Here is a 10,412-nt window from a genome sequence, read left to right as displayed (position 1 = left end):
GGTCCTCCGGGGTCCGGCGCAGCGCCGCGTAGCCGGCGACCGGGATCTCGACGTGCCGGCGGACTTCCAGGAGGTCGCCGGCCGCGAAGTCGCCGGCCGTGACCCCGGTGGCCAGAGCACCGGTCCGACCCCAGAAGGAGCCGAGCAGTGAGCAGCACGCCCAGCCCGACCGCCACCGACGAGATCTCGTGGGTGCTGACCCCGCTGCTGGAGCTGCCGGGGGTGCTGCACGCGGTCGTCGCCACCGGGGACGGCCTGGTCGAGGGCGCCTCGGCCGGCCTGGAGCGCGCCTCGGCCGAGCGGGTCGCCGCGATGACCGCCACCGTGCACGCCGCCGCCCGGGCCTTCACCACCGCGTTCACCGACGCCGAGCGGCCCCGGCTGGCCCAGACCGTGGTGGAGTCGGACCTCGGCTACGCCATCGTGGTGCCCGCCGGGGAGAACACCTCGCTCGCCGTGTTCACCTCGCCGGACGCCCAACTCGGCAACGTGGCCTACCAGATGCAGCTGCAGGTCGCCGCCCTCGGTCGCGCGCTCGCGAGCCCGACCAGGCGGCAGGACGACGACGGCCGGTCATGACCGCCGTCCCCCGCAGGCGGATGGTGCCCGCCTACCTGGCCACCGGCGGCCGCAGCCGCCCCGGCACCAAGGGCTTCGAGCGGCTGACCGTGCTGTTCGCCGACCGCGCCGACCCGCCGGACGCGCTCGAACCCGAACACCGCCGGCTCTGGGAGCTGCTGCGCCCCGGCGCGCTGACCGTGGTGGAGGCCGCCGCACACCTGCGCCTGCCGGTCAGTGCCACCGTCTTCCTCGCGGCCGACCTGGTCGAGGCGGGCTGCCTGCACGCCCGCGCGCCGATCCCGCGCGCCCAGCAGACCGACCGCTCCATCGTCGAGAGGCTCCTCGTTGGACTCCGTGCGCTCCGGTGACCCGGCCGTCCGGCCGGACCCGGAAGACCAGACAGGCCGGCCCGGAGGGACGGAGCGGCCGGCCGGGGTGGGCTACCTGCCCGACCGGGACCAGACGCTGATGAAGCTGGTGGTGGCCGGCCCGTTCGGGGTCGGCAAGACCACCCTCATCCGCACCCTCTCGGAGATCGCCACCCTGCACACCGAGGAGGCGATGACCGAGACCGGCCGCCCGGTGGACGACCTGGCCGGCCTGCCCGAGAAGAGCACCACCACCGTCGCCGTCGACTTCGGCCGGCTCACCCTGCCCGGGAACGTGGTGCTCTACATGTTCGGCACCCCCGGCCAGCGCCGCTTCTTCCCGCTCTGGCAGGACATCGCCCGCGGCGCCGTGGGCGCGCTGGTGCTCGCCGACACCCGCCGGCTGGCCGACTCCTTCGAGATCATGGACATGGTCGAGGAGCAGGGCCTGCCGTACGCCGTCGCCGTCAACCGCTTCCCGGACGCGCCGGACCACCCGGTCGAGGTGCTGCGCACCCACCTGGACCTGCACGCCGCCACGCCGCTGCTGCTCTGCGACGCCCGGGAGCGCGACAGCAGCCTGGACGTGCTGATCGCGCTGGCCGAGCACGTCCTGGACGCCCTGCCCGCCGCCCCCGCCACCCCGGAGCAGCCGTGACCGTCGAGCCCCGCCCGACCCCGATCCACGGCCCGGCCTTCGCCGCCGACCCCCAGCCGGTCTACGAGCGGCTGCGGCGGCACGGTGCCGTCGCCCCGGTGGAGGTCGCGCCCGGCGTCGAGGCCCTGCTGGTCACCGACTACCAGGCCGCGCTGGACCTGCTGCGCGACACCGACACCTTCTCCAAGGACTCCCGGGCCTGGCAGCGGACCGTCGCGCCGGACTCCCCGCTGCTGCCGGTGCTCGGCTACCGCCCGACCGCGCTGTTCAGCGACGGCGAGACGCACGCGCGCTACCGGGCGGTGATCACCGACGCCCTCGCGCTGTTCGAGCCGCACCGGCTCCAGCGCCAGGTCGCGGGGACCGCGCACCGGCTGATCGACCGCTTCGCCGCCGTGGGGCACGCCGACCTGATCGCCGAGTACGCCCGCCAGCTGCCCGCCTTCGCGCTCACCACCTGGTTCGGCGTGCCGGAGGAGCAGCGCGTCGAGGTGGTGGCCGCGATCACCGGGCTGATCGAGTCCACCGCCAAGGCCGGCGCCTCGTACGGCAAGCTCCTGGAGGTGGTCACCGCGATGGTCGCCGAGCGCCGCGAGCGCCCCCGGCACGACCTCGCCTCCTGGTACGTCACCCACCCGGTCGGGCTGGACGACGACGAGGTGATCCGGCAGATCACCCTGACCCTGATCGCCGGGCACGAGCCGACCACCAACCTGATCGGCAACGCCCTGCTGCGGCTGCTCACCGACGCCCGCTACGCCGGCTCGCTGTTCGGCGGGGCGATGACGGCCCACCAGGCGATCGACGAGGTGCTCTGGCACGAGCCGCCGATGGCCAACCTCTCGGCCCACTACCCGCGGTACGACATCACCTTCCACGGCCGGGAGATCAAGGCCGGCACGCTGGTCCTGGTCTCGTACGCGGCCGCCAACTCCCAGGCCGCGCCGCCCACCGACGGCAGCGGGCTGCGCAGCGGCGAGAGCGCCCACCTGGCCTGGGCGGCGGGCCCGCACGCCTGCCCGGCCCGGGACCCGGCCCTGCTGATCGCGATCACCGCCATCGAGCAGCTGGGCAGCCGGCTCAGCGACCTCGAACTGTCCACCCCCGCCGAGGACCTGATCTGGCGCCCGGGCCCCTTCCACCGCGCCCTGACGCACCTCCCGGTCCGCTTCGCCCCGGTCGCCGGGTAGCGCGGGGCCCGGACGGCCCGAAGGCCCGGGTAGCGCGAAGGCCCGGACGCGGAGTCCGGGCCTTCACGCCGTCCGCCGTTACCCGGCCGGCCTGAGCGTCAGCGAGACGCTGTTGATGCAGTACCGCTGGTCGGTCGGCGTGCCGTAGCCCTCGCCCTCGAAGACGTGCCCGAGGTGCCCGCCGCAGCGGGCGCAGCGCACCTCGACCCGGCGCATGCCGAGCGAGGTGTCCTCGATGTACTGGACCCGGTCCCCGGCCAGCGGCGCGTAGTAGGACGGCCAGCCGCAGTGGCTGTCGAACTTGGTCTCGGAGCTGAACAGCTCCGATCCGCAGGCCCGGCAGGCGTAGACGCCGACCGTCTTGGTGTCGGTGTACTCACCGGTGAACGGGCGCTCGGTGCCCGCCTCGCGGAGCACGTGGTACTCCTCGGGGCTGAGCTGGGCGCGCCACTCGGCCTCGGTCTTCTCGATCTCGTAGCTCATCACGGCTCCCGGTCGCGGTGGACGTACGTCAGACGTTGGAAGCAACGTTCGCGAGGTGCTCCAGGATTTCCGGGCCCAGGTTGGTGACGTCGCCGGCGCCCATGGTGAGCAGCAGGTCTCCCGGGCGGGCGAGGCCGGCCAGCAGGGCGGGGGCGGCGGCGAAGGAGTGCTCGGCGGTGACCTCGGCGCCGGCCCGGCGGGCGGCGTCGATGATCAGTTCGCTGGTCACGCCGGGGATCGGGTCCTCGCGGGCCGGGTAGATGTCCAGCACCACCGAGGCGTCGGCCAGCGCCAGGGCCCGGCCCATCTCCTCGGAGAGCTGCTGGGTGCGGCTGAACAGGTGCGGCTGGAAGACCACCAGCACCCGGCCCCCGCCGGTCAGGCCCTCGCGGATCGCCTCCAGGTCGGCGGTCATCTCGGTGGGGTGGTGGGCGTAGGAGTCGATCACCTGGACCCCGCCGGCCTCGCCCTTGAGCTGCAGGCGGCGGCGCACGCCGGTGTAGGCGCCGAGCGCCTTGGCCAGGTCGGCGGCCGGGACGCCCAGCGCGACGCCGGCGGCCAGCGCGGCCACCGCGTTGTGGGCGTAGTGCCGGCCGGGCACCGAGACGGTGAAGGTCAGCTCGGCGCCGTCCAGCAGCACGGTGACCTCGCTGGTCATGCCGTGGGCGACCACCGACAGCACCCGCAGGTCGGCGTCCTCGGCGGCGCCGACCGTCACCACGTTCAGGTCCGCGCGGCCGGCCACCCGGGAGGTGAGCTCGCGGGCGCCCTCGTGGTCGGCCGAGACCACCAGGGTGCCGCCGGGGACGATCTTGCCGACGAAGGTCTCGAAGGACTCGTAGATCTCCTCGATCGAGGCGTAGTTGGCGTGGTGGTCCAGCTCCACGTTGAGCACGATCGCCACCTCGGGCGCGTACTTGTGGAAGCTGCGGTCGCTCTCGTCCGCCTCGGCGACGAAGATCCCGCCGGTGCCGTGGTGGGCGTTGGAGCCGGGCGCGTCGAGGTCGCCGCCGATCGCGTAGGACGGGTCCAGGCCCAGCTCGCCGAGGGCGACGGCGAGCATGCTGGTGGTGGTGGTCTTGCCGTGGGTGCCGGCCACCGCGAGCGCCCGGCGGCCGCCCATCAGCGCCGCCAGCGCGTCGGAGCGGTGCACCACCGGGATGCCGCGCTCGTGGGCGGCGACCAGCTCCGGGTTGTCGGCGCGGATCGCGCTGGAGACGACCACGCTGCTGGTGCCGTCCGGCACGTGCTCGGCGGCGTGGCCGACGTGCACGGTGGCGCCGAGGGCGCGCAGCGCGAGGACGGTCTCGGACTCCTTGGAGTCGCTGCCGGAGACGCTGGCGCCGCGTACGGCGAGGATCTTCGCCAGGCCGGACATCCCGGCGCCGCCGATGCCGATGAAGTGCGGGGCGTGCAGGTCGTGCGCGGCGTCGTTCAAGGCGTGGCTCCGTACGGGCGGGGGCAGACAGGTCGGGCGGACGGGACGGGAAGACGGAATCGTCCTCGCGGGCGGACCGCAAGGACGATTCTGCACCACCGGCGCGCCGGGCTAGGAGTCGCTGGCGAACAGCCGGAGCACCGGGACCCCCACCTTGTGCCGGGCCTGGGAGGCCCAGTCGCGGTGGAAGAACTCCTCCACGAAGTGCGGCGAGGTGAGCACCACCACCTCGTCCGCCCGCTGCTCCTCGACGACCGTGCGCAGCCGCTCCAGCGGCTTCTCCTCGACCAGCTCGCCCACCGCCTCGGCCCCCGCCGAGCGCAGGTGGCGCAGGCTGTGCTCCAGCGACTCGGTGGCCAGGGTCGGCGCGCTCTCGGACTCGTCGTGCTCGTGCACCACCTTGTCGAGGTGGCCGAGGGCGACGTCGTCGAGCGCCCGCAGCAGTTCGTCCTGCTTGCCGCGCGGCTGCATCAGGACGACGAAGGACACCTTCTCCTCGCCGTGGAGCGTGGTGACGAGCTCCACGTCCGCGTCGGAGAGCGCCTTTTCGATCATCAGTACCGTCTTGAACACGTGAGTCCCTTCCAGTGGCCGGCCCCCGGGCCCCGGCATCGCATAACGGGATCACGATCAGGGGGTCACGGGGTCATCCGAACCCGGGTGACGCAGGTAGCGGGTGAAGAGGAATCCTTTCTGCTCGATCAATGAGACCAGCCGCATCCGCTGGACGTCCGGCATCTCGGCGTCGTGCAGGATGCGCGGCGCGTCGCCGCCGGTGAGCAGCGGGGCCAGCGACAGGCACAGCTCGTCCAGCAGGCCGGCCGCCGTGAGCTGCGCCAGCAGGCGCGGGCCGCCCTCGGTCAGCAGGCGGGTCCAGCCCCGCTCGGCCAGGGCCGCCACACCCGCCCGCAGGTCCACCGAACCGGTGCCGGCGAGCACCAGGTCGGCCACCTCGGCGACCGCCCGGCGGCGCTCCGGGGAGGCGTCGGCGGTGGTGATCACCACCGTCCTGACCAGCGGTTCGGTGAACAGCGGCGCGGTCAGGTCCAGCTGCAGCGAGCGGCTCACCACGGCGATCGCCGGGGCGGGCGCCTGCCCCGCCGCCGCCCGGGCCGCCGCGAACTCCTTGCGCGCCCGGGCCGGCCGGTATCCCTCGGCGCGGACCGTCTCCGCGCCCACCAGTACCACGTCCGACAGCGCCCGCAGCACCCCGAAGATCCGCTTGTCGGCGTCCCCGGAGAGGCCCTCGGACAGGCCGTCCAGCCCGGCCCCGCCGTCCAGGCCGGACACCATGTTGGCGCGCAGCCAGGGACGCCCCTGATTCACCTGTTCGGGGTACGCGTAGACGGCGGCGAGCGATTCCAGTGCGGCCGGATCGGCGAGCCGCCCGCTCAGCGGGCTGATCAACTGTTGCATGTCCCCAGTCTTCCACCGCGGGGCCGCGGGTCGTTCGGACGGCGTACGGGGCAGGCGTACCCTCTACTGATGTGCCCGCTGCCTCCCACTCCGCAACCGCGACCGAGCCGATAGCCGCCGCACCCGTGTCCGGCTCGCCGATCGCGCTCACCGACCGCCGTCCCGTCGTGCCCGCCGAGCGGCTGGTCGCCGAGATGGTCCCGCCGCCCCGGTTCGCCGACGTGAGCTTCGGGACGTACATCCCGGACGGGACCCAGCCGAGCCAGTACGAGGCCGTCCAGGTCCTGGAGCAGTTCGCGGGCACCCTCGGCAGGGGAAACGGTTCCGCGCCCAAGCGCGGCTGGTTCCGCCGCTCCGCGCCCGCGCCCACCGGCCCGGCCGGGGTCTACCTCGATGGCGGCTACGGCGTCGGCAAGACCCACCTGCTGGCCTCGCTCTGGCACGCCGCCCCCGGCCCCAAGGCCTTCGGCACCTTCGTCGAGCTGACCAACCTGGTCGGCGCGCTCGGCTTCCAGCAGGCCGTGCGGACCCTCTCCGGGCACACGCTGCTCTGCATCGACGAGTTCGAGCTGGACGACCCGGGCGACACCGTGCTGGTCTCCACGCTGCTCGGCCGACTGGTGGAGAACGGCGTGAAGCTGTGCGCCACCTCGAACACCCTGCCGGAGAAGCTCGGCGAGGGCCGCTTCGCCGCCGCCGACTTCCTGCGCGAGATCCAGGGCCTGTCCGCGCACTTCCGCCCGATGCGGATCGACGGCCAGGACTACCGCCACCGCGGCCTGCCGGACGCCCCGCCGCCGTACACCGACGAGGCCGTCGCCGCGGCCGCCGCCCGCACCCCCGGCGCCTCGCTGGACGACTTCGACGCCCTGCTCGCCCACCTCTCCGCCGTCCACCCCAGCCGCTACGGCGCGCTGCTGGACGACGTCACCGCGGTCTGCCTGCGCGGCGTCAAGCAGGTCGACGACCAGTCCACCGCGCTGCGCCTGGTCGTCCTGGCCGACCGGATGTACGACCGCGAGCTCCCCATCACCGCCTCCGGCCTCCCCTTCGACCAGGTCTTCCCCGAGGACATGCTCCGCGGCGGCTACCGCAAGAAGTACCTGCGCGCCATCTCCCGCCTCGTCGCCCTCGCCCGCGACAGCGCCAAGGCCTGATTCGTGACCTCCCCCCTCGCTCGGCCGTTGTTCCGGTTGCCGAGCGAGGGGGAGAGGCGTGACCGGTGAGGAACCCCGGCGGACGGGCTACGCGATCGAGATCGAGCCCGAGGTGCGGGTCTGGCTCCAGAACTGCCCGGTCGCGGAGTACCGTGCGGCCGAGCGGGCCGCCGACCGGCTCGCCGAGGACGGTGAGACGCTGCCGTTCCCGCTGTCGAGCCACCTGGGCGGGCCGCTGCGGGAGCTGCGGATCGGGCCCATGCGCATCACGTACTGGCTCGCACCGGGCCGGAGGGCTGTGCTGCTGACGGTCTTCCGCAAGACTAGGAACCGTGAGACCGATCAGGTCGAACGGGCGCGCCGCGCTCAGAAGGTCTGCGAGGGGGAGCACCTGCCCGCCGCCGATCACGAGATCTACGACCGGGAGGAGCTGCGATGAGCAGCGGCTACCACACCCGCTGGGTCGTGCCGCCGGAGCACCGCGAGAGCGAGGAGTACCGGGCGGCCGGGCGGCGGATGGCGCTGGCCGAGGCCGTGTACGCCCGCCGGTCCGCGCTCGGCTGGTCCCTCGCCGAACTCGCCGCGCGGGCCGGGCTGGACGAGGCGACGGTCGAGAGCATCGAGGAGAGCGGGGTCGATCCGACCCTGCCGCTGATCGAGCGCTTGGCCGCCGCCTTCGACTCCGTCGTGCGGATCGACCCCACCCGGGAGCCGGCGATGAGCTTCGAGGCGCACGCGGCCTGACCGAAGGCGGCCCGCTTGTCAGTGGTGGGTCGTACCGTTGAGTGGTGCGTCCCATCACGAGTATTGAGCGGTCCGTGGCGCCCTTCGAGGTCGTCAGTCCCTTCCAGCCGAACGGCGACCAGCCGGCGGCGATCGCCGAGCTGGAGCGGCGGATCAGGGGAGGGGAGAAGGACGTCGTGCTGCTCGGTGCCACCGGTACCGGCAAGTCGGCCACCACGGCCTGGATGATCGAGAAGCTGCAGCGCCCCACCCTGGTGATGGCGCCGAACAAGACGCTGGCCGCGCAGCTGGCCAACGAGTTCCGCGAGCTGCTGCCGAACAACGCGGTCGAGTACTTCGTCTCGTACTACGACTACTACCAGCCCGAGGCGTACGTCCCGCAGACGGACACCTACATCGAGAAGGACTCCTCGATCAACGAGGAGGTCGAGCGGCTGCGCCACTCGGCGACCAACTCGCTGCTCACCCGCCGGGACGTGGTCGTGGTCGCCTCGGTCTCCTGCATCTACGGCCTCGGCACCCCGCAGGAGTACGTGGACCGGATGGTCCCGCTCAAGGTCGGCCAGGAGATCGACCGGGACGACCTGCTGCGCCGCTTCGTCGACATCCAGTACGCCCGCAACGACGTGGCCTTCACCCGCGGCACCTTCCGGGTCCGCGGCGACACCATCGAGATCTTCCCGGTGTACGAGGAGCTCGCCGTCCGGATCGAGATGTTCGGCGACGAGATCGAGGCGCTGTACACCCTGCACCCGCTCACCGGGGAGATCATCAGCCAGGACGACTCGGTCTACGTCTTCCCCGCTTCGCACTACGTGGCCGGCCCCGAGCGCATGGAGCGCGCGATCACCGGCATCGAGACGGAGCTGGCGCAGACGCTGGCCCGGCTGGAGAAGCAGGGCAAGCTGCTGGAGGCCCAGCGGCTGCGGATGCGCACCACCTACGACATCGAGATGCTGCGCCAGATCGGCACCTGCTCGGGCGTCGAGAACTACTCGATGCACTTCGACGGCCGCGAGCCCGGCTCCCCGCCGAACACCCTGCTCGACTACTTCCCGGAGGACTTCCTCCTGGTCATCGACGAGTCGCACGTCACCGTCCCGCAGATCGGCGCGATGTACGAGGGCGACGCCTCGCGCAAGCGCACCCTGGTCGAGCACGGCTTCCGGCTGCCCTCCGCGATGGACAACCGCCCGCTGAAGTGGGAGGAGTTCCTGGAGCGGATCGGCCAGACCGTCTACCTGTCGGCGACGCCCGGCCCGTACGAACTCTCGCGCGGCGACGGCCAGGTCGAGCAGATCATCCGCCCGACCGGCCTGATCGACCCCGAGGTGATCGTCAAGCCGACCGAGGGCCAGATCGACGACCTGGTGCACGAGGTCCGCAAGCGGGTCGAGCGGGACGAGCGGGTGCTGGTCACCACGCTGACCAAGAAGATGGCCGAGGACCTCACCGACTACATGCTCGGCCTGGACATCCGGGTCCGGTACCTGCACAGCGACGTGGACACCCTGCGCCGGGTGGAGCTGCTGCGCGAGCTGCGGGCGGGCCGGTACGACGTGCTGGTCGGCATCAACCTGCTGCGCGAGGGCCTGGACCTGCCCGAGGTCTCGCTGGTGGCGATCCTGGACGCGGACAAGGAGGGCTTCCTGCGCTCCGGCACCTCGCTGATCCAGACGATCGGCCGCGCCGCCCGCAACGTCTCCGGCCAGGTCCACATGTACGCGGACAAGATCACCCCCGCGATGGAGAAGGCCATCGACGAGACCAACCGCCGCCGGGCCGTGCAGCAGGCCTACAACAAGGAGCACGGGATCGACCCGCAGCCGCTGCGCAAGAAGATCGGCGACATCCTGGACACCCTCGCCCGCGAGGACGTGGACACCGACGAGCTGCTCTCCACCGGCTACCGCAACCAGGGCAAGGGCAAGGCCCCGGTGCCGTCGCTGGGCGCCGAGCGCAAGCCGGCCAAGTCCCTGCCGGCCGCCGAACTGGCGGACCTGATCCAGGAGATGACCGACCGGATGCACACCGCCGCCGCCGACCTCCAGTTCGAGGTCGCGGCCCGGCTGCGCGACGAGGTCAAGGAGCTGAAGAAGGAGCTGCGGCAGATGCGCGAGGCCGGGGTGGCCTGACGGAACGGGAGGGGCGCACCCGCGCGGCGACCGGTGCTGGCCGGAATGGCACCGGTCAAGACCGCGGGTGTCTCAGCCTTGCCACAAACGGGGAAACCCTGAGGAGGCCGGGGTGCCGCAGGCCCTAGGCTGGCCTGCGGCATCGTGCCCTCGGGACGGGGTGGCGGGCCGTACGCAGAGGGGGCCTCAGCCGGGGGACGGCGACGGGGTGTTCCACCGTGGAGCCGTGCGGGTGTTGGACCGCGCGGCCGGCAGAGAGGAC

Annotated in this window: 12 protein-coding genes and 1 pseudogene; 8 read left to right on the top strand and 5 right to left on the bottom strand. The window is 72.8% G+C overall.

Annotated features, from left to right (window positions below; genetic code table 11):
• A pseudogene (locus ABZW03_RS11845) lies at positions 1 to 100 on the bottom strand (GntR family transcriptional regulator); the annotation flags it as partial.
• Positions 101 to 147: 47 nt separating this feature from the next.
• Between ABZW03_RS11845 and ABZW03_RS11840 the strand changes: the two are divergent.
• The 4 genes from ABZW03_RS11840 to ABZW03_RS11825 all read left to right on the top strand — a co-directional run bounded on the left by ABZW03_RS11840 (position 148) and on the right by ABZW03_RS11825 (position 2,777).
• Positions 148 to 579, top strand: coding sequence for a roadblock/LC7 domain-containing protein (locus ABZW03_RS11840; protein WP_355255275.1), 432 nt, complete (start codon positions 148 to 150; stop codon positions 577 to 579).
• On the top strand, positions 576 to 929 hold the full coding sequence (locus ABZW03_RS11835; protein ID WP_355255273.1) for a DUF742 domain-containing protein: 354 nt from the start codon (positions 576 to 578) through the stop codon (positions 927 to 929). Before ABZW03_RS11840 ends, ABZW03_RS11835 begins: the two co-directional genes overlap by 4 nt.
• Positions 930 to 1,029: 100 nt before the next feature.
• Positions 1,030 to 1,587 (top strand): ATP/GTP-binding protein, encoded by a 558-nt coding sequence (locus ABZW03_RS11830; protein WP_355255283.1) that lies wholly within the window; start codon positions 1,030 to 1,032, stop codon positions 1,585 to 1,587.
• A complete protein-coding gene (locus ABZW03_RS11825; RefSeq protein ID WP_355255270.1) occupies positions 1,584 to 2,777 on the top strand; it encodes a cytochrome P450 in 1,194 nt (397 codons plus the stop codon). Before ABZW03_RS11830 ends, ABZW03_RS11825 begins: the two co-directional genes overlap by 4 nt.
• A gap of 78 nt (positions 2,778 to 2,855) precedes the next feature.
• Here ABZW03_RS11825 and msrB read toward each other — a convergent pair whose 3' ends face one another.
• From msrB to ABZW03_RS11805, 4 genes are all read right to left on the bottom strand, one after another.
• Positions 2,856 to 3,260, bottom strand: a complete 405-nt coding sequence (gene msrB, locus ABZW03_RS11820) for a peptide-methionine (R)-S-oxide reductase MsrB (protein ID WP_355255267.1) — start codon at positions 3,258 to 3,260, stop codon at positions 2,856 to 2,858.
• Between the two features lie 28 nt (positions 3,261 to 3,288).
• Positions 3,289 to 4,698: a UDP-N-acetylmuramate--L-alanine ligase gene (gene murC / locus ABZW03_RS11815; RefSeq protein ID WP_355255264.1), complete on the bottom strand. Its 1,410-nt coding sequence runs from the start codon at positions 4,696 to 4,698 to the stop codon at positions 3,289 to 3,291.
• A 111-nt stretch (positions 4,699 to 4,809) separates the two neighbouring features.
• Positions 4,810 to 5,271, bottom strand: coding sequence for an indole-3-glycerol phosphate synthase (locus tag ABZW03_RS11810; protein WP_355255261.1), 462 nt, complete (start codon positions 5,269 to 5,271; stop codon positions 4,810 to 4,812).
• Positions 5,272 to 5,328: 57 nt separating this feature from the next.
• Positions 5,329 to 6,114 carry a pyrimidine reductase family protein gene (locus ABZW03_RS11805; RefSeq protein ID WP_355255258.1) on the bottom strand — a complete coding sequence of 262 codons (786 nt, stop codon included), beginning with the start codon at positions 6,112 to 6,114 and terminating at the stop codon, positions 5,329 to 5,331.
• Positions 6,115 to 6,224: 110 nt separating this feature from the next.
• On the opposite strand from ABZW03_RS11805, the gene zapE reads away from it, so the two are divergent.
• From zapE to uvrB, 4 genes are read left to right on the top strand one after another with little or no spacing between them, the layout of a single operon-like run.
• Positions 6,225 to 7,271, top strand: coding sequence for a cell division protein ZapE (gene zapE / locus ABZW03_RS11800; RefSeq protein ID WP_355255280.1), 1,047 nt, complete (start codon positions 6,225 to 6,227; stop codon positions 7,269 to 7,271).
• Between the two features lie 58 nt (positions 7,272 to 7,329).
• Positions 7,330 to 7,710 carry a type II toxin-antitoxin system RelE/ParE family toxin gene (locus ABZW03_RS11795; protein ID WP_355255255.1) on the top strand — a complete coding sequence of 127 codons (381 nt, stop codon included), beginning with the start codon at positions 7,330 to 7,332 and terminating at the stop codon, positions 7,708 to 7,710.
• Positions 7,707 to 8,015 carry a helix-turn-helix transcriptional regulator gene (locus ABZW03_RS11790; protein ID WP_355255252.1) on the top strand — a complete coding sequence of 103 codons (309 nt, stop codon included), beginning with the start codon at positions 7,707 to 7,709 and terminating at the stop codon, positions 8,013 to 8,015. The genes ABZW03_RS11795 and ABZW03_RS11790 overlap by 4 nt, the downstream gene beginning before the upstream one ends.
• A 44-nt stretch (positions 8,016 to 8,059) precedes the next feature.
• Positions 8,060 to 10,150 (top strand): excinuclease ABC subunit UvrB, encoded by a 2,091-nt coding sequence (gene uvrB / locus ABZW03_RS11785; protein WP_355255249.1) that lies wholly within the window; start codon positions 8,060 to 8,062, stop codon positions 10,148 to 10,150.
• The last annotated feature ends 262 nt before the right edge of the window (positions 10,151 to 10,412 follow it).

The sequence above is a fragment of the Kitasatospora sp. NPDC004799 genome, assembly GCF_040609095.1.
Taxonomy (GTDB): domain Bacteria; phylum Actinomycetota; class Actinomycetes; order Streptomycetales; family Streptomycetaceae; genus Kitasatospora.
The sequence above is the reverse complement of the archived record's forward strand: the minus strand, read 5'-3'. Positions and strand labels throughout refer to the sequence as shown.